Origin of the sequence: Streptomyces sp. NPDC048664, from assembly GCF_040650555.1 — a bacterium.
Classification (GTDB): domain Bacteria; phylum Actinomycetota; class Actinomycetes; order Streptomycetales; family Streptomycetaceae; genus Streptomyces.
In genome coordinates this window covers 18,332-34,850 of the sequence record NZ_JBEZHK010000023.1, presented here as the reverse complement: position 1 = coordinate 34,850, position 16,519 = coordinate 18,332, and the positions used below count along the sequence as shown (strand labels likewise).

The 16,519-nt window shown below is 69.6% G+C and carries 19 protein-coding genes; 10 read left to right on the top strand and 9 right to left on the bottom strand.

Features of this window, described 5'->3' with window-relative positions; genetic code table 11:
* Positions 1–15 precede the first annotated feature (15 nt).
* From AB0C59_RS23650 to AB0C59_RS23640, 3 genes are read right to left on the bottom strand one after another with little or no spacing between them, the layout of a single operon-like run.
* A complete protein-coding gene (locus AB0C59_RS23650) occupies positions 16–1,239 on the bottom strand; it encodes a ketosynthase chain-length factor (RefSeq protein ID WP_363007682.1) in 1,224 nt (407 codons plus the stop codon).
* Complete coding sequence (locus AB0C59_RS23645) at positions 1,236–2,516, bottom strand: beta-ketoacyl-[acyl-carrier-protein] synthase family protein (RefSeq protein WP_363007680.1); 1,281 nt, start codon at positions 2,514–2,516, stop codon at positions 1,236–1,238. The genes AB0C59_RS23650 and AB0C59_RS23645 overlap by 4 nt, the downstream gene beginning before the upstream one ends.
* On the bottom strand, positions 2,513–2,839 hold the full coding sequence (locus AB0C59_RS23640) for a TcmI family type II polyketide cyclase (RefSeq protein ID WP_363007678.1): 327 nt from the start codon (positions 2,837–2,839) through the stop codon (positions 2,513–2,515). The genes AB0C59_RS23645 and AB0C59_RS23640 overlap by 4 nt, the downstream gene beginning before the upstream one ends.
* A 415-nt stretch (positions 2,840–3,254) precedes the next feature.
* Here AB0C59_RS23640 and AB0C59_RS23635 point away from each other — a divergent pair, with 415 nt between their 5' ends.
* The 10 genes from AB0C59_RS23635 to AB0C59_RS23590 all read left to right on the top strand — a co-directional run bounded on the left by AB0C59_RS23635 (position 3,255) and on the right by AB0C59_RS23590 (position 10,944).
* Positions 3,255–4,142 carry a hypothetical protein gene (locus AB0C59_RS23635; protein ID WP_363007676.1) on the top strand — a complete coding sequence of 296 codons (888 nt, stop codon included), beginning with the start codon at positions 3,255–3,257 and terminating at the stop codon, positions 4,140–4,142.
* A 175-nt stretch (positions 4,143–4,317) separates the two neighbouring features.
* Entirely contained in the window at positions 4,318–4,704 is a 387-nt protein-coding gene (locus tag AB0C59_RS23630) for a transposase (protein WP_363007674.1), read from the top strand.
* Between the two features lie 283 nt (positions 4,705–4,987).
* A complete protein-coding gene (locus tag AB0C59_RS23625; RefSeq protein ID WP_363007672.1) occupies positions 4,988–5,206 on the top strand; it encodes a hypothetical protein in 219 nt (72 codons plus the stop codon).
* 597 nt (positions 5,207–5,803) lie between these two features.
* Positions 5,804–6,046, top strand: coding sequence for a type II toxin-antitoxin system VapB family antitoxin (locus AB0C59_RS23620; protein WP_363007670.1), 243 nt, complete (start codon positions 5,804–5,806; stop codon positions 6,044–6,046).
* Positions 6,046–6,465, top strand: coding sequence for a PIN domain nuclease (locus tag AB0C59_RS23615; RefSeq protein ID WP_363007668.1), 420 nt, complete (start codon positions 6,046–6,048; stop codon positions 6,463–6,465). Before AB0C59_RS23620 ends, AB0C59_RS23615 begins: the two co-directional genes overlap by 1 nt.
* Before the next feature lie 991 nt (positions 6,466–7,456).
* Entirely contained in the window at positions 7,457–8,002 is a 546-nt protein-coding gene (locus AB0C59_RS23610; protein ID WP_363007666.1) for a DUF3291 domain-containing protein, read from the top strand.
* Positions 8,003–8,091: 89 nt separating this feature from the next.
* Complete coding sequence (locus AB0C59_RS23605; protein WP_363007664.1) at positions 8,092–8,715, top strand: hypothetical protein; 624 nt, start codon at positions 8,092–8,094, stop codon at positions 8,713–8,715.
* A gap of 42 nt (positions 8,716–8,757) precedes the next feature.
* Complete coding sequence (locus tag AB0C59_RS23600; RefSeq protein ID WP_363007662.1) at positions 8,758–9,171, top strand: hypothetical protein; 414 nt, start codon at positions 8,758–8,760, stop codon at positions 9,169–9,171.
* 105 nt (positions 9,172–9,276) lie between these two features.
* Positions 9,277–10,302, top strand: coding sequence for a phosphatidylinositol-specific phospholipase C domain-containing protein (locus AB0C59_RS23595; RefSeq protein WP_363007660.1), 1,026 nt, complete (start codon positions 9,277–9,279; stop codon positions 10,300–10,302).
* A gap of 87 nt (positions 10,303–10,389) precedes the next feature.
* The gene (locus AB0C59_RS23590) at positions 10,390–10,944 is read left to right on the top strand and encodes a GH25 family lysozyme (protein ID WP_363007658.1); all 555 of its coding nucleotides are present in this window, start codon (positions 10,390–10,392) and stop codon (positions 10,942–10,944) included.
* A gap of 98 nt (positions 10,945–11,042) precedes the next feature.
* Here AB0C59_RS23590 and AB0C59_RS23585 read toward each other — a convergent pair whose 3' ends face one another.
* From AB0C59_RS23585 to AB0C59_RS23560, 6 genes are all read right to left on the bottom strand, one after another.
* Positions 11,043–11,255, bottom strand: a complete 213-nt coding sequence (locus tag AB0C59_RS23585; protein WP_363007656.1) for an EF-hand domain-containing protein — start codon at positions 11,253–11,255, stop codon at positions 11,043–11,045.
* 91 nt (positions 11,256–11,346) lie between these two features.
* On the bottom strand, positions 11,347–12,513 hold the full coding sequence (locus tag AB0C59_RS23580; RefSeq protein WP_363007654.1) for a hypothetical protein: 1,167 nt from the start codon (positions 12,511–12,513) through the stop codon (positions 11,347–11,349).
* Entirely contained in the window at positions 12,513–13,349 is an 837-nt protein-coding gene (locus tag AB0C59_RS23575) for a polysaccharide deacetylase family protein (protein ID WP_363007653.1), read from the bottom strand. Before AB0C59_RS23575 ends, AB0C59_RS23580 begins: the two co-directional genes overlap by 1 nt.
* Positions 13,350–13,467: 118 nt before the next feature.
* Positions 13,468–13,971, bottom strand: a complete 504-nt coding sequence (locus AB0C59_RS23570) for an ATP-binding protein (protein WP_363007651.1) — start codon at positions 13,969–13,971, stop codon at positions 13,468–13,470.
* Positions 13,972–14,223: 252 nt separating this feature from the next.
* A complete protein-coding gene (locus AB0C59_RS23565; RefSeq protein WP_363007840.1) occupies positions 14,224–14,991 on the bottom strand; it encodes an enoyl-CoA hydratase-related protein in 768 nt (255 codons plus the stop codon).
* A 59-nt stretch (positions 14,992–15,050) separates the two neighbouring features.
* Complete coding sequence (locus AB0C59_RS23560; protein WP_363007649.1) at positions 15,051–16,307, bottom strand: Ig-like domain-containing protein; 1,257 nt, start codon at positions 16,305–16,307, stop codon at positions 15,051–15,053.
* Positions 16,308–16,519 lie beyond the last annotated feature (212 nt).

Genomic DNA, 16,519 nt, shown 5'->3' with positions numbered 1-16,519 from the left:
CATTGCTGTTGCCGGCTATACGGCGCGGACCACGAGCGCCGAGTTGAAGCCTCCGTGGCCGCGGGCGATCACCAGGGCGGAGCGGATGTTGGCGGCACGTTCCTCCCCGACGACCAGGTCCAGGCCGTACGCGGGGTCGGGGGTGACGCCGATGGCGGGCGGGATGACGCCGTCCCGCATGGCGAGGAACGCGGCGGCCACGTCCAGCGGCGCCGCACCCGAGTAGAGGCGTCCCGTCTGGGTCTTGGGCGCGGCGACGGGCACGGCCCGCGGGCCGAACACCTGAGAGATCGCCGCGGCCTCGGCACGGTCGAGACCGGGGAGCGCCGCCGCGTCGGCGAACACCACGTCGATGTCCTGCGGAGCGGTGCCCGCGTCTGCGAGCGCCAGCTCGATCGCTCTGGTCAGCCCCGGGGGACGGCCGCTGTCCGGCCGGGGGTCCATGGTCGAGGCGTATCCGGCGATCTCGCCGTAGACCGTGTCGACCCCGCGGGCACGGGCGCTCCTGAGGTCCTCGAGGACCAGCAGCGCCCCGCCCTCGCCGGGCACATGGCCGCGCGCGGCGGGGTCGAAGGGCAGATAGGCCCGCTCCGGGTCCTCGCTCGTGCTCAACCGGCCGCTCGTCATCTGGGCGACCCAGCCCCACGGGCAGATGGACGCGTCCACGGCGCCCGCCATCAGCAGCCGCGTGCCCTTGCGGATCTGCCGCCGGGCCTGAGCGATCGCGTCGAGCCCGCCCGCCTGGTCGCTGACGACCACGCCGCTGGGGCCGCGCATGCCGTTGCGGATGGAGATCTGACCGCTGTTCACCGCGTAGAACCAGGCGAAGGACTGATAGGCGCTCACATAGCGGCTGCCCTTGCTCCACAGCGCCTTCAGCTCCCGCTGGCCGAACTCGAAGCCACCCGACGAGCTGGCCGTGATGACACCCATGCCGTACTCGGGCAGCTCCCGCGGATCGACGCCCGCGTCGGCGAGCGCCCAGTCGGCGCCGGCCAGGGCGATCCGGGTCATCCGGTCGGTCTGCGGGAGCAGCCTCCCCGGCAGGTGCTCCTCGGCGACGAAGTCGTCGATCTCCCCGGCAAGCCGGGCCGGATACCGCGCGGGGTCGAAGCGGGTGACGTGGCCGATGCCGCTGACGCCCTTACGGGTCGCCGCCCAGTAGGCGTCCTTGCCGCAGCCGTTGGGGGCGGCCACCCCCAGCCCCGTGACCACGGTCTTGACGTCTGATCCGGTCATGCCGCGCTCCTCTCCGGGCGGGCCAGCACCATGGCGCTCTGGAATCCCCCGAAGCCGCTGCCCACCGAGAGCACGGCGTCGGTCTTCCAGTCGCGTGCGGTCAGCGGCACGTAGTCCAGGTCGCACTCGGGGTCCGGCGTGCGCAGGTTGGCGGTCGGCGGGACGACGCCGTGCTTCATCGCGAGCGCGCAAGCGGCGATCTCGATCGAGCCGATGGCGCCCAGCGAGTGCCCGACCATCGACTTAATCGAGCTGATCGGCACCCGGTGGGCGTGCTCGCCCAGGCTGCGTTTGACAGCAGCCGTCTCATGCCGGTCGTTCTGTTTGGTACCCGAACCGTGTGCGTTGACGTAGTCCACGTCGTCCGGGTTGAGCCGTGCCTCGTCCAGCGCGACCCTGATCGACTCGGCCATCTCCCGGCCGTCGGGCCGCAGGCCGGTCATGTGGAAGGCGTTGCTGTGCGTGGCGTAGCCGGCGATCTCCGCGTAGACATGGGCACCCCGGCGCCTGGCGCTCTCCAGCTCCTCCAGTACGAAGACCGCGGCGCCCTCGCCCAGGACGAACCCGTTGCGGGTCCGGTCGAAGGGACGGGAGGCGTGCTCCGGGTCGTCGTTGCGCGGCGTGGTCGCCTTGATGGCGTCGAAACACGCCACCGTGATCGGCGAGATAGGCGCGTCCGCCGCGCCGGTCACCATGACGTCGGCGGAACCTTCACGGATCAGCTCGGTGGCGTACCCCACCGAATCCAGGCCCGAGGTACAGCCGGTGGAGACCACTGTGGCGGGGCCCTCGGCGCCCACGGACCACGCCACCTCGGCGGCGAAGGAGCTGGGCACCATGTAGTTGTAAAGATGCGGTACCGCGTAGGTGTGATCGACCAGTTCGAGGCGGCCGCTGTCGCTGACGGTGCGGTACTCCTGGTCGAGGCCCATGGTGGCGCCGACCGCGCTGCCAATAGTCACTCCGGTGCGATACGGATCGAGGCCGCCGAGGTCCAGGCCGCTGTCGGCCATCGCCTCGCCCGCCGTCACCACGGCGAACTGCGCGGCCCGGTCCATCCGCCGGATCTGCTGTGCGCTCAGCCCGAGCAGCTCGGCGTCGAAGTCGACCTCCGCGGCGATCTGGGAGCGGTACGGGGACGGGTCGAAGAAACTGATGCGGCGGGTCGCGGTGCGCCCGTCGGTCAGCAGCTGCCAGAAGTTCTTTACACCCACACCACCGGGGGCGGTCACGCCTATGCCGGTGATGACCACCCGCCGGCCGTACGACGTGCTCACTGTGCGGTCCAGTGGTAGAAGCGCTGCGCCATGGCGTCCGCGGGAGAACGCCACGTGGCCGGGTCGTAGGCGGTGATGAACGGCTTCAGGTCGTCGCTGATGCCAATGAACCGGGGGGCGGTCTTCGCCTCCTCAATGCGCTCGCCCCCGTCTACGCCGTCGAAGTCCTGGAGATGGAAGTACAGGCCGCGGTACGAGAAGAGCTGGCGGCGCCTGGTTCCCATCCGGTGGGGCATCTCGGTGTCGTCGAAGGCGCGGAAGAGGTCGGCGACCTCCGTGGCCGACCGGGGTTCCATCCGGGCCACGATCAACGTGCTGTGCATCCCATTCTCCTTCGTGCCATCGGGGCGCCGAGCAAGAATTTCAATGATTTCCCTGCCGGTCACTGGGCACACTGCTGAGGAAGTTAGTGATCACCTTCTTCGGAACTCCGTCGTGAAGTCAACTCAACACACCCACAGAAGGCACATGAGAGAGTCAGAGAATTGTTAATTCCGGACAGACGGTAACCGTTGTTTACGCAGGTCAGAGCCCCACAAGTGATCACCTTGACAAACCCCTGAACATTCTCCGGAAAACGATCCACCGGCGCGCGAAGCAGACCGGAAATTCGGTTCGTTCATCTACTGTGTGAGGCGCATCCGCGGCAGGATCGAGGAAAGAATTCCGTCCCCGTACGCGATCGGGCGCGGGTGATTCCCTGTAGCGGTAGCGGACCACCACTCGAGGAGGACGAACATGGTTCAGGGACAGGGCACGGCCCCCACTCACCACGTGCTGGCAGGCCCGGCGGCCTGCGAGGGCGCCGCATGCCGCGCCAGAAGCGTGGCGTCGGGCCGCCCCCGGGGCCTCACCGCGGCTGGCTCTCGGCTCTGCCCGGCCTGCGTCCGCTGCCTGACCCGCGGCCTGAAGCGACTGTCGAGCCTGTACGCCGAGTGCGGCGAGCTCCTCGGAGGCTCCCAGCGGCCACGCGGCCGGGCATCGGGCGGCGGCCCGTCGCCGACACCCGGCCTCCCCTTCAACACCACGGCGGCCGAGGCCCGCTCCCTGATCCTCGGCGTGCTGCGCTCCTGGTCCGGTCTCGTCGTCGAGGAACGGAAGATCGCCGCACCCCCGGATACGGTGGCCGCCCTCGTCGAGTTCCTGCTGCGGCATGCCGCGTGGCTCGCCGCGCACGAGGCCGCGGCCGACTTCTCCGAGGAGGCGGCACGAGCCGTACGCCGGGCGAAGTACGTGATCGACCCTTCCACGAGCCGCGGCATGCGGGTGGGAGAGTGCGTCGAGCCCGGCTGTGCCGGCGTACTGACCGCCGTGGCTCGCGCCGACGGGGCCGGGCCGCCGGTCGAGATCAGCTGCGCCGCGGACCCCGCGCACCGCTGGTCCGCACAGGAGTGGATGGCGCGGGGCTCCGGCGCTCCCGCGGAGGGAGCGACCCGGTCGCCGGTGCCGCGGGTGCGATGGCTGAGTGCCTCGGACATCTCCAGGTTGTGGGGCACCGCCTCCGGAAGCGTGTATCGCCATGCCAGCGAGCAGCGCTGGCGGCGGCGCACCGGCAAGGGCCGCACCTACTACCACGAGGAGGATGTGCTGCGGTCCCTCGGCACCCGCTCCACCCGTCTGCCGTAGAGGATGAGCGTCACCGCATGCACCGCACCACGCTTGGGATCCCCCACCCCCTCCACTACGCGTCGTAGGCCTGTTGCCGCATAACCACCGACGGCATGTGCGGCCGCCTCTGTCCGCGGCCTGGATGCCCCTCCCCTACTGGTGGAGACCGTGACCGTATGGACAGTTAGGGGTCATGGCATCCAGGAAGCGCATCTACGACGCCGAGTTGCGGGAGGGGGCGGTGCGGATCGCGGCGGAGACCGGGCAGCCGATTCCGGAGGTGGCCGAGGATCTGGGCGTCCATCCCGGGACGCTGCACAGCTGGATATCGCGGGCTCAGCGCAACGAGTCGCAGTCGTCGGACCGGCCGGTGGCCGAGCCGTCTGGTGGCCAGCTGCGGGAGGTTGATCGGGCGGAGCTGGAGCAGCTGCGGGCCGAGGCCGGGGGGAAGGACAAGCGCGCTCAGGGCCCGAGCTCACTTCCGCCGGTTCCCGTCGACTTCCTGCACGCTGCCCTGGCGGAACCTGGAGGCCCCGACCACCGCGCTCGAAGAGCGCCAGCGGAAGCCGATCACAGTTGACCTGATCCTCACCTCGTCGCACGGCAACCGCATCTACTACCGCAGCTGGAAGCGTGCGCTCGCCGCCGCCGGGCTGATCAAGTCCGCGGGCGAGAAGGTGCGGCACGACGGCAACCGAATCCGCCGGGTCCCGCGCTATGCCGCCCCGCGTGAGGACATGTTCCACGTCCTCCGCCACACTTACGCGAGCGTGCAGCTGGAGGCTGGCGAGTCGGTCGTCAGCCTGCCCAAATGACTCGGGCACTCGACACCGAAGGTCACTCTCAATCACTACGCTCACTTCATGCCCAGTGCGGGGCAGCGAGGGCTCGCCGCGATGGACGCCTGGCTGCGGGACCCCTCCCGGCCGAAAGTCCCTGAGAAGTCCCTACGGGCGTGGATCGCCCCTCGGATTCCCTCGAACATGCAGGTCAAGGGCATGGCGCGCCAGGGAGCGGACATGTCCGTCAAGTACAAGGAGACCGCCCGGGGCGGGCTCGCGGTGAACATCATCGAGTGCTAGGAAAAGGGGCCCTGACCAGCGCGTTCGTTTCATTCTGCGCTGTCAGGGGCTTCCCTGCCTATGCGGCGAGGGTCCCTGGAATGTCCCTGGGACAGGCTTGAAAGTCCCAGGGATGTTCCACGGGTCGGGCGTCTGACCTGTGGTTTCGTCGCACCCTCGCTCCCGTTTCAGGTCCACCCTGACCACGGGTCGCCATCGGCAGCGTCAAATGGACGGACTGTCCCGCGGGGTGTATCGGCGAGCAGACACCCCGGAGACGGCGCACGCCGATCTGCCGGCTGTGTGCGCACGGGCCCCTCGTGCGGTCGTGTGCAGCGAGTCCGCCCTGGCCCTGAATGAGCCGATCAACGACATGTCTGTAGCAGTACGCGTCGCCGTGCCTCGCGGGAAACACCGCCCCAGGAAGCGGCCCCGGGAGAGACCATTCCCGTGTACGACGCAGCCCGCGGTTGTCATCGACGCGATGCGCCTCCGCAGATGGATCGGACGCAGCGGAGTCGGCGCTCACGGCCAAACCAGCCGGGCCCGCCGGAACGATATCGCCTTGAGTGGCATGTTGATATCATTTGGACCATCCAATCCTCCGAGGAGGCCAGCATGGCCAGGACAGTGATCGACCTCGACGAGACCATGGTCGCCGAGGCCATGCGTATCTTCGGCACCAAGACAAAAGCCCAGGCCGTACGCCTCGCCATGGAGGACGCCGTCAAACGGCACCTGCGACAGGAGGGCTTCGACGCCATGGACGCCGGCGACTTCGACTTCAGCGAGATCATCGAGAGCACCGGCCCCCGCAATGCCGACGGAACCCTCAAACACGAAGGCGGCCGAGCCGCCTGATGCAGGACCGCTACCTGATCGACAAGTCCGCTCTGGCGCGCTGGACGAATCCCGGTGTCAGAGAGGTGCTCAAACCCCTCCACGAACGCTATCTACTCGCAGTCTGCGAACCCACCGAGTACGAGATGATCCACTCGGCCCGGGACACCGCCGAGGCAACGCGAATCAGCACCTGGCTCCACGCCTTCGACTACCTGCGCAGCGACGACCACACTTTCACCCGCGCGCTTGAGGTCCAGCGCCACGCTCTCAACGCAGGCTTCCACCGGGCACTGTCACTCCCCGACCTTCTCATCGCCGCCACAGCGGAGCTGAACCAGCTGACCGTACTCCACTACGACGGCGACTTCGACATGATCGCCTCCCTCACCGGGCAAACCGCCGAGTGGGTCGTGCCGCCAGGCACCGCCGACCGCTGAAGTACTGATACCGCAATGGAGACCACTGACTCCTGCAGGGAGCACGCCGGTCTCGACATCGGCGATCGTGTGAGTGCCGAAGACCCGGGCTCCACGTCACCGCCCGCCACAGCCCGGCCCATTCTGACCCGACACGGGGACCGCCATGCTCTGCGTGCTGGAGAGCAGCGAGACATCCGGCTGGCCCGGAAAGGGGGACTGGGATGAGTGCACGTAGCGGGTCGTCGGTGCGGCAGTCCGCAAAAACAGCAGGTCGACGCCATGATCTAAAGCGGGTGATATGAGGGTCAAGCAGAAGGAGGCCGCCCGGGGCGGGCTCGCGATGGACTTCATCGAGTGCTAAGGGCTGTCCCGTAATCCGCGGCGGATCAGCGTGCGGCGTCAGATGCGGTGCATCGCAAGGCGGAGGGTCGTCCGCATACTGGATGTATGCGGGCGATCCGACAACGCGGCGAGGTGCCGTAGCTGTCGTCGCGCGCCCGCCGGGGATTGCGGGACAGCCCTTAGGGCCTGTCTGGCAATTCCTGTCGTCCGCCCGAAGGGCGGGCCGCGCGGCGTCTGGTGCGTGCGATCGCAAGGCGCCGGAGCGCCCTCGTGGCGGAGCCACGTGGGCGTTTCGGCAACGCCGCGAGCGCGCGTGCCAGACGCCGCGCGGCAGGCAGGAATTGTCGGACAGGCCCTCGGGCACGTCGCCATTCGTCGTGGGACCCGGACCGCTCGACCTGAAAGTGTCAGGGCCTGCTCGCGCGTGCCGGCAAACACCCGTCCCGCACGCCCACTGGACAGGCGGCGACAGGCAACGCCACCGTCCCAGTTCTCGTAAGGACCGGTGCGAGAGGCCACTTCGACGGGGATTTCGCAACGTCGACAGCGCTCGCGGAGGCGGCTACCTTCACCTGGTCCTCGGTGATCACCCACGGTCGCACGAGAGTTCCTTCGGGCTGAGCCACCGGCGGGTCCACCCCGGGCAGCCCCGACCAGGGAGAGACGCATGCCTCATCTCGCGCTGTACACGTTCGGCGTCCTGAAGTCCCCCCTCGCCGATCCCGCACCGCTCACCCGCGAGTTCTACGACATCGGTGACGCCGTCTACCGGACGATCAGCCGGCACCCCGGACACCTCGGGCACGCCGAGCCGGCACACAACGACCAAGGCGTGCTCTTCGAGGCGGACTGGGGCGCATGGGGCGAGTTCGCCGTACCGACCTGGTACGACAAGGGCCGTACGGCGCTGACCACCGCCCTGGCCGCGACCCTCTCGCTCTGGACCGACCCGCGCTCCGCCTTCGACGCCGTCTACACCGGCCTGCACCGCGAGGCGCTGAACAGGCGCCACGACTGGTTCGAACGGACAGGGCACCCCAGCCACGTGTGCTGGTGGGTCGCCGACGGCGTGACGCCCACCTGGCAGGACGGGGTGTCCCGGCTGGAGCACCTCCACGACCACGGCCTCGCGCCCCACGCCTTCACCTTCCACCACTCGTTCACCCCGGACGGCGTTCGGATTTCGTCAAGGGCTGACGTTTCATCATCATGAGGCGAATACAGTGAGGTCGGCCTGCCCGGGACCGGGCAGTGATGATCCGTCACTTTCACGGGGGTGTACCAGTGACTCGAAGCTCGCATGTGCGCAACAGTCTTCGCCGGACCGGTGTCGTCGGCTGTCTGGCCGCGATGCTCTGCGGTGCCGCAGCGGCTCCAGGGACGGCGGCGTCCGATCACCGTGTCGCCACGACCGCGGTGCGGGAGGCCCCGCGGCCGGGCGATCTGCTGGCGCGACTCGGCGCCGAGGGAGTCTCCTCGGGCGGTGGGTCATACGGCGCCGGGGGCGTGGCCGCCGCGCTGCGGAAGGACGCCGGCCAAGCCCGGCCGACCGCGGCCGCGGCGGCGCTGCCGAAGTGCCGCGGGACGTTCAAGCACGCCACGGCCGACGTGACCCTTCAGGAGTCGATGCGGTACGGCATTCCCTGGGGGGTGAAGCTGCGCCCGGCCAACAGCAGATTCGGCGTGGTGAACCTCAGTGCCCAGGTCTTCGCGAACAGCCGTCAGGCCAATGTCTACCAGCCGCACGTGGAGCCGTGGCGCTACCACTTCCACGGCCCGCTTCCCCGGACGTTCCACATCGTACGGAGCAACAGGACGTACACCATGCCGCGCGGAGCGACCGTGTCGTTCCTGTGGGTGTGGCACTCGGTCGCCAGGCCGTCCGAGGGCGCCTACCGGTACGTGAACTGCACTTTCAAGCCCTGAGGGCTGTCCCGGGTGCGTGGGCGAGGAGAAGGAGGACGGACCGTGGCGACACCGACACCTGAAGAGCTCTTCGCGCCCGTCGCGCACGACCTGTCGGCCTGTGGCCGGACGAGCCGCCTGGTCGAGCGGTCTCCGGACGGCGGTGGGCCGCGGCTCTGGCGGCAACTCGTGGTGGACAGCGTTCCCGTCGGGTACCTGGAGTTCGACGTCGACCTCGACACCGATGTCCAGGTGGAGATCATCGCCGGGCACGCGCAGGACGCCGTCCTGGAGAACCTGCCCTCCCTCACCGACAGTCGGGCGTGGCCGGCCTGCCGCCCCGGCCACGCCCACCCGATGCGGCTGGTCCCGGCCGCAGCCCTTGACTCCGACAGCGGGCCGCGCTGGGTGTGCCCGGCCGATCCGTCGTTCCGGGTGCCGGTCGGCGGGCACCCCGGCCCTCTCCCTCAAGCCTGACGTTGTTCCTCCCGGGGCTACCGCGCGGTAGTGCGCCCCCTCTAGGCTGCCGCCAATTCGGCGCCAACCAAGGGGAGTTGACTCGTGCGCGCGATGAGAAGAGCGATGAGACGGCTGGCGGTGGCCGCGGGGGCCGGCCTGATGCTGCTGACGGTGGGAGGCAACGCCCAGGCCGCCGCTCCGTCCACGTACTCCGGCGTGACCGCGATCGGTACGCACAACGCGTACGACAAGTCCAAGTACACGTACTTCGCCCAGGCCCTGGACTCGGGCGCCTCGCTGCTCGAACTCGACGTCTACGTCGACACCATCACCAAACGCTGGCGGGTCAGCCACGCCAACCCCTGGGGCGACGACAACAACTGCGAGAACGCCAGGACTCCGGGCGACCTCTACAGCAAGGCGCGCGACCAGGACCTCGGCAGCTGCCTCGACAACATCGCCGCCTGGCACCAACTGCACCCCGACCACCGGCCGATCGTCTTCAAGGTGGAGATGAAGGTCGGCTTCTACGGCAAGGGCGGCCTCGGCCCGGACCAGTTCGACGCCCTGGTGGCCGCCAAGCTCGGGAACATCGTCTACAAGCCGTCCGACCTGCTGGGCTCCACCTACCCGACGCTCGACGCCGCCGCCAAGGCGAACGCCTGGCCCTCCCGGGACGCCCTCAGGGGCAAGGTGATGTTCGAACTCATCCCCGGCACAGTCGAGCAGAAGAACCCCTTCGACCACTACTGGACCGACCAGGAGTACGGCGAGCACCTGCGCGACCTCTACGCCGCCGGGAACATCTCCAAGGCCCAGGCGTTCCCCTCGGTCCTGGGCGCCTCGTCCGGCGACCCGCGCGTCAGCCGCTACGACGCCTCGATCCGGCCCTGGTTCGTGTTCTTCGACGGGGACGCCGCGACGTACGTCAACAACGCCTACGACACGTCCTGGTACGACACCAATCATTACATTCTCATCATGACGGGCGCGGACGGAGTGTCCCCCGCGATCTCCTCCACGAACCCCACGGACGCCGAAGTCGCCTCCAGGCTCTCGCTGTTGGCCTCGCGCCACGCCAGCCTGATCACGTCCGACTGGTCGGCGAAGTCACCGTCCGTCCTGGGATCGGTGACCGATCGGGGCTGAGACGCACTCGTATGGGGCATATCACCTTTGAAAAGGTGATACGGGCATTCGTCCCTGTCCCCCACGAGCACCTCTCAGGGAGCCCCCATGCTCAACGGAATCGATGTCAGCGCGTACCAGTCCTCCTCGTACTCCACGAGCGGCCTCTCCTTCGTCTTCGTCAAGGCGACGGAGGGGCGTTCGTACGTGAACCCCAAGCTCGCCGCCCAGGTGAAGACCGCACGGGACGCCGACTGCGTGGTCGGCTTCTACCACTTCCTGTGGCCGGGCAACCTGACCGAACAAGCCCAGTACTTCGTGTCCAAGACCCCGTCGAGAGCGGGTGACCTGCTGGCCGTGGACTGGGAGACGACCGGCGACGGCACCCACGCGACCAACGCCGAGAAGGACAGCTTCATCCGCACGGTGAAGCAACTCAGGCCCGACAACCGGGTCCTCCTCTACACCAACCGCAACTACTGGCTCACGATCGACACCACGTCCTACGCCGGGGACGGCCTGTGGATCGCGGACTACGTCACGGCGGGCAAGCCCCGCATCCAGGCCGCCTGGCGCTTCCACCAGTACTCCTCCGACCCCGTGGACCAGGACGTCGCCAACTTCACGACCAAGGGAGCACTGCGGGAGTGGGCCGGCGGGTGAGACGAGGCCGAGGACCACGAGCGGAACGGGGCAAGAATGTCACCTGGACGCTCGCGGGTGCTGAGGACCGCTCCAGGGGAGCGGTCCTCCGGTGCGCCTCACTTGTTCAGGTGGGCCCAGAACTCGTCGAAGGACAGGACCTTGTCGCCGTTGATGTCGCGGCTCTTGATGATGGCCTCGGCGACCGTGTCGGTCACGTTCCAGTCGCCACCCTGCGCGAGGGCCGACTTGAACTCGGCGGCGGTGATGAACCCGTCACCGTCCGCATCGATCCGCTCGAACTGCTTGCGTGCTTCCTCGATGTCCGCCACCGATCCGCCCCTTATATGTCGCTTGCTCTGATGTGCTGTCGTACTGACGCAGGTCAGATTAACCGGCCGGGGTGGGGACGGTGGACGGTGGTCAGCGGAAGACGCCGGTGTGCCCGAGCGAGTAGCGTCCCGGCTGCGGGTAGACGGCGAGGCCGTGCGGGCCGCTGCCCACCTTGATCCGGGCCAGCTCCCGGCCGGTGCGTGTGTCGATGGCGTAGACCTCGGAGTTGTAGCGGCCCGACAGCCACAGCACGGTGCCGTCGGTGGAGACGCCGCCCATGTCGGGGCTGCCGCCGCCGGGCAGCCGCCACTTCCCGGTCAGGCGCTTCTCCTTGAAGTCGTAGAGGGAGATGGTGCCCTCGCCGCGGTTGGAGATGTACATCACCCGGGAGTCGCGGCTGACGTAGAGGCCGTGCGCGCCCTTGCCGGTGTGCAGGAAGGTGGGCTCGGCGAAGGTGTCGCCGTCCAGGATCCACACGCCGTCGGCCACCATGTCGGCGATGTAGAACCGCCGCCCGTCCGGGGACGTCTTCACGTCCTGCGGCATGGCGCCGTGCAGGGGCAGTTTCCGCTGCGCGATCACCTCCATCTTCTCGGTGTCGACCTTCAGCAGCTCGCCGCTGAACTCGCAGGAGACGATGAAGTAGCGGCCGTCGACCGAGAAGTCCGCGTGGTTGACCCCCTGGCAGCTCACCGGGACGCTCTTGGCGACCTTCATGGTGTGCGCGTCGCGGAAGACGAGCCGGCGGTCCTTCGAGGCCATGACGATCGCGTACCTGCCGTTCGGCGTGAAGTACAGGTTGTACGGGTCGTGCACGTCCACCGGCGGCCCCGCCTTGCCGGTCCTCGGGTCGATGGGGGTCAGGGAGTTGCCCAGGTCGTTGTTGACCCACAGCGTCCGCAGGTCCCAGGACGGCACGACGTGCTGCGGCTGGCGGCCCACCGGGATGGTGTCGATGACCTTGTACGTCGCCGGGTCGATGACGGAGACGGTGTTGGAGATGGTGTTGGGGACGTAGACGCGGGAGGGGAAGTCCTTCACCACCTCGGAGAGCTGACCGGGGCGGTCGGCCGTGTAGATGTCGGCCGGGTCGAGCACCGGCGGCATGCCCGGCAGGGTCTCCACGGCCCGCTGCTGCTGGGTCGGGGTGACGGGCGCCGTGGCCCGGTCCTTGGGCGAGGGACCGCCGGTGCATCCGGCGAGGGCCGTGAGGGCGGCGCCGGCGATCAGGAGGCGGGTGATGGTCGAGGGATGCATCAGCTCAGCAGCTCCGTGGTGGTCACCGCGGCCAGGCCGCGGCGGGCGAGTTCGTGCAGAAGGGCGGGAAAGGCGGTGACCGTGTCCGCGTATCCGAAGTGCAGGCTCACCACGGAGCCGCCCCTGGCCTCGGCGATGACCTTGCGGGTGACGGCGGGGGCGCCCGGGGAGGTGTAGTCGAGCGAGTCGACGTCGTACGACAGCACGTGCGGGTAGCCGGCCTCCCGGGCCAGGCGCTCGACGAGCGGGGTGGCGCGCGGGGCGCGCGAGGGGCGGAACCAGGTGCCGGCGGACCCGGTCAGCCGTCGCAGTCGGTCGGCGCACGTCTGGATCTCGGCGCGCGCGTCCTTCTCGGCCATGGCGTTGATCGCGACGTGGTGCTGGGTGTGGTTGCCGAGGTCGTGGCCGCCGTCCAGGACACGGCGGGCGACGTCCGGGTACTGGTCGAGCCAGGTCCCGACGGCGAGCACGGTGATCTTCGCGCCCGCCCTCTCGGCCGTGCCGAGGATCGACCGGGCGTAGGCCGGGTCGCCCTGGCCGTGGAAGGTGAGGGCGACGCGGGGGCGGTCGCGCGGGCCGTGGTCGATCTGGCCGGGCGCGCCCGGGAAGGCACGGGCCGTGGGCGCCGCGGGGGCCGGGCGCTCGGTGTGCGGCGAGCGCGTCGCGTGCCCGGCCGGGGCAGCTGGAGCGCCCGGGGCACAGGCCGTGGCGAGCGCGCCGGCGGCGGCCAGCCGCGCCCCCGTGCGCAGCGCCGAGCGGCGGTCGGGCACCGGGGGCGCGGGAGCCCGTCGCGGATCCGGGGAGGGGGGAGGCAGCGGCGTGGTCACCCGACCCATTTAAGGGCGGTGTGCTACGAAAACCGGCGATTGAGACCGTGAGGGAAGGTAAGGGTCGTACAGGTCATCTCCGGGCAAAGCCGTGCGGGCTCGCGACGGCGGGGGCGCCGGACGGCCGTCAGCGGTCGGTCACCCGCATCTCGAACCAGGTGGTCTTGCCGCGCGGCAGCAGGTCCACGCCCCAGCGGTCGGCGAGCTTGTCCACGAGATGGAGCCCCCGGCCGCTCACGTCCAGTCCCTGGACGGGGATCAGGCAGGGCAGACCGCGGGACGGGTCGCGGACCTCCACGCGGATCCAGCCGCGGCGGCGGCGCATCCGCAGCCCGAAGACCCGCGCGCCCGCGTGCTGCACGGCGTTGCCGACGAGTTCGGAGACGAGCAGGACCGCGTCCTCGGTCAGCCGCGGGCCGAGTCCCCAGTGGCGCAGGACGACGAGCTGGGCGAGCCTGCGCGCCGTGGCCGCGGACTCGGGCAGGGACGGCAGGGACGCCTCCGCCTCGGCGGGGTTTCCGTACAACTCCAGTGCGTCGAGCGCCCGTTCGTCCTCGATCGCCGGTGACCAGCGCGCCGCGGTCGCACTCCGGTGCCGCCGCGGTTGTTCGATACCCTCCAGCCCCGCCATGCCCACCATCATGGCCGTCCACCATGGCGCCGGGGGGAGTTACGAAGGAATACACCCCCCGGAGGCATGCGTCCGACACCCTGCGCACGGCATGTGCCAAAGGCAGGTCGAGAAGATCGACACCCCGACCGACCTGCGAGGACGGGCCGGTCGGGGGAGGGGCGCCAGCAGCCTTCGCCACGGCGCGCTTAAGGCCGCCTTAAGGCTGCGATAACCGCCCCATCGGGGGACGGCCAGGAGGTCCCGGACGGCTCAGACGAACTTCGCCTTTCCCGGCCCCTCCTCGACGAAGCTGCGCATGCCGCGCTCGCGGTCCTCGGTGGCGAACAGGCCCGCGAACCAGTTCCGTTCCACCGCGAGACCCGTCTCGATGTCCGTCTCCAGGCCGGTGTCGACGGCCTCCTTCGCGGCGCGCAGCGCGATGGCCGGCCCCTGGGCGAGCCTGGCCGCCCAGGTGTGCGCCTCGGTGTACACGTCCTCGGCGGGCACCACCCGGTCGACCAGGCCCAGCGTCAGCGCCTCGTCCGCCTTCACCATCCGGCCCGTGAAGATGAGGTCCTTGGCCCTGGACGGCCCCACCAGGCGCGCCAGACGCTGGGTGCCGCCCGCCCCCGGGATCAGACCGAGCAGGATCTCGGGCTGGCCGAGCTTGGCGTTCTCGGCGGCGATGCGGTAGTCCGCGCACAGCGCCAACTCGCAGCCCCCGCCCAGGGCGTAGCCGGTGACGGCGGCGACCACCGGCTTGGGGATGCGGGCGACGGCGGTGAAGGAGTCCTGGAGGGCGCGCGAGCGCAGGACCATCGCCGCGTGGTCCATGCGCTGCATCTCCTTGATGTCCGCGCCCGCCGCGAACACCTTCTCCCCGCCGTAGAGCACCACGGCGCGCACGTCCTCGCGCCGTGCGGCCTCCTCGGCGAGCTCCCTGATCCGGTCCTGGGTGGCGACGTCCAGCGCGTTCATGGGCGGACGGTCCAGACGGATCGTGCCCACACCGTCGGCGACTTCGAGATGCACAGTCACAGTCATGCACGAAGGTTAACGGGCACTAACGGGGGCGGGCCCGGCGGAGCTACGTGGAGCTACTTGGTCCACTCGCTCCAGGCCATGTTCCAGCCGTTGAGCCCGTTGCCGGGGTCGACCGTCCGGTCATGGGCGTTCTTCACGACGACGACGTCGCCGATCATCGAGTTGTCGTAGAACCAGGCGGCGGGCGCCGACTTGTCGTATCCGCCGCGCACATCGCGCAGACCGACGCAGCCGTGGCTCGCGTTGTAGTTGCCGAAGGCGTCGCCGCCCCAGTAGTTGCCGTGGATGAAGGTCCCGGAGTCGGTCAGGCGCTGGGCGTGCGGCACGTCCTTGATGTCGTACTCGCCGCCGTAGCCGACCGTCTCGCCGTTCATCCGGGTCACGGCGAGCCGCTCGCTGATGACCATCTGGCCGTTCCAGGTGTCGTAGCCCGACTTGCCGGTGGTGGCCGGGAGGGTCTTGAGCACCTTGCCGTCGCGCTTGACGACCATCTGGTGGGTCTTGGCGTCGACGGTGGAGACCTGGCTGCGTCCGATGGTGAACCGGACCGTGCGGACCTGCTCGCCGTAGACACCGGGGCGGCCCTCGACACCGTCGAGGTCGATGTTCACGGTGACCTTGGTGCCGGCCTTCCAGTACTGCTCGGGCCGGAAGTCGAGGCGGTCGTTGCCGAACCAGTGGCCGCGGACGTCCACGGCCGGCTCGGTCCTGATGCTGATGGCCTTCTGGACGTCCGCCGGGTGGGTGATGCCCCGGCTGAAGCGGAGCGAGAAGGGCATGCCCACGCCGACGGTGGTGCCGTCGTCGGGCGCGTAGGTGCCGGTGAAGGTGTTCTTCGGGGTGAGCGTGGTGAACGAGGAGTCCTCGGCGGAGGTCAGGCCGGCGGAGTCCTTGGCGACCGCGTGCACCTTGTACGTGGTGGACGCGGCGAGGTGCGTCGAGGGCGTCCAGCCGGCGCCCTGCGCGGACATCCTGCCCGGCACCTCGTGGCCCTTGGCGTCCTGGACCCTGACCTCGGTCAGCCGGCCCTTGGCCGCGGTCACCTTCAGCGCGCCGCTGGTGTCCACGGCCTTGGCCCCGTCCTTCGGGGCGATGGTGACGACGGCCTGCGACTGCTTGTCGCCGCCCTGGCCGGATCCCTTGCCGTCCGCGCTCCCCGCACCGGAGCCGCCTCCCCCGCCGCACGCGGTGGCGGTCAGGAGCAGCGCACCGAGCACCAGCGCCGACAGCCCCTTGCGTCCCCGACCCGTCCCGCTGCCCGCCCCGCGGAGCGCACCAACCGACGCCCCCGATATCGGTCGCCCGTTCACGTTGTTTCCCTCTTCCCTCGCACGGCCCGAGCGGGCCGGCACCCCAGCGCGACCAGCGCGCCCTTGCGCAAGATTAGTCATATGCCCAGGCCCGATGACTCCCCGTGAATGTCACCGTTCAGTCCCAAATCAGGCCCGCGCGCGGGCGCACGGAGAAGATCGGGATGCGCTCCCCTCGCACCCCTCCCGCTCCGTGCCCACGCCCTCTCCCG

What these genes read in the sequence shown, in the direction of transcription:
- AB0C59_RS23650 (WP_363007682.1), bottom strand. Translation starts at nt 1,239, where the DNA reads ATGACCGGATCAGACGTCAAGACCGTGGTCACGGGGCTGGGGGTGGCC.
- AB0C59_RS23640 (WP_363007678.1), bottom strand. Translation starts at nt 2,839, where the DNA reads ATGCACAGCACGTTGATCGTGGCCCGGATGGAACCCCGGTCGGCCACG.
- AB0C59_RS23635 (WP_363007676.1), top strand. Translation starts at nt 3,255, where the DNA reads ATGGTTCAGGGACAGGGCACGGCCCCCACTCACCACGTGCTGGCAGGC.
- AB0C59_RS23630 (WP_363007674.1), top strand. Translation starts at nt 4,318, where the DNA reads ATGGCATCCAGGAAGCGCATCTACGACGCCGAGTTGCGGGAGGGGGCG.
- AB0C59_RS23625 (WP_363007672.1), top strand. Translation starts at nt 4,988, where the DNA reads ATGCCCAGTGCGGGGCAGCGAGGGCTCGCCGCGATGGACGCCTGGCTG.
- AB0C59_RS23620 (WP_363007670.1), top strand. Translation starts at nt 5,804, where the DNA reads ATGGCCAGGACAGTGATCGACCTCGACGAGACCATGGTCGCCGAGGCC.
- AB0C59_RS23615 (WP_363007668.1), top strand. Translation starts at nt 6,046, where the DNA reads ATGCAGGACCGCTACCTGATCGACAAGTCCGCTCTGGCGCGCTGGACG.
- AB0C59_RS23610 (WP_363007666.1), top strand. Translation starts at nt 7,457, where the DNA reads ATGCCTCATCTCGCGCTGTACACGTTCGGCGTCCTGAAGTCCCCCCTC.
- AB0C59_RS23595 (WP_363007660.1), top strand. Translation starts at nt 9,277, where the DNA reads ATGAGACGGCTGGCGGTGGCCGCGGGGGCCGGCCTGATGCTGCTGACG.
- AB0C59_RS23590 (WP_363007658.1), top strand. Translation starts at nt 10,390, where the DNA reads ATGCTCAACGGAATCGATGTCAGCGCGTACCAGTCCTCCTCGTACTCC.
- AB0C59_RS23580 (WP_363007654.1), bottom strand. Translation starts at nt 12,513, where the DNA reads ATGCATCCCTCGACCATCACCCGCCTCCTGATCGCCGGCGCCGCCCTC.
- AB0C59_RS23575 (WP_363007653.1), bottom strand. Translation starts at nt 13,349, where the DNA reads ATGGGTCGGGTGACCACGCCGCTGCCTCCCCCCTCCCCGGATCCGCGA.
- AB0C59_RS23570 (WP_363007651.1), bottom strand. Translation starts at nt 13,971, where the DNA reads ATGGCGGGGCTGGAGGGTATCGAACAACCGCGGCGGCACCGGAGTGCG.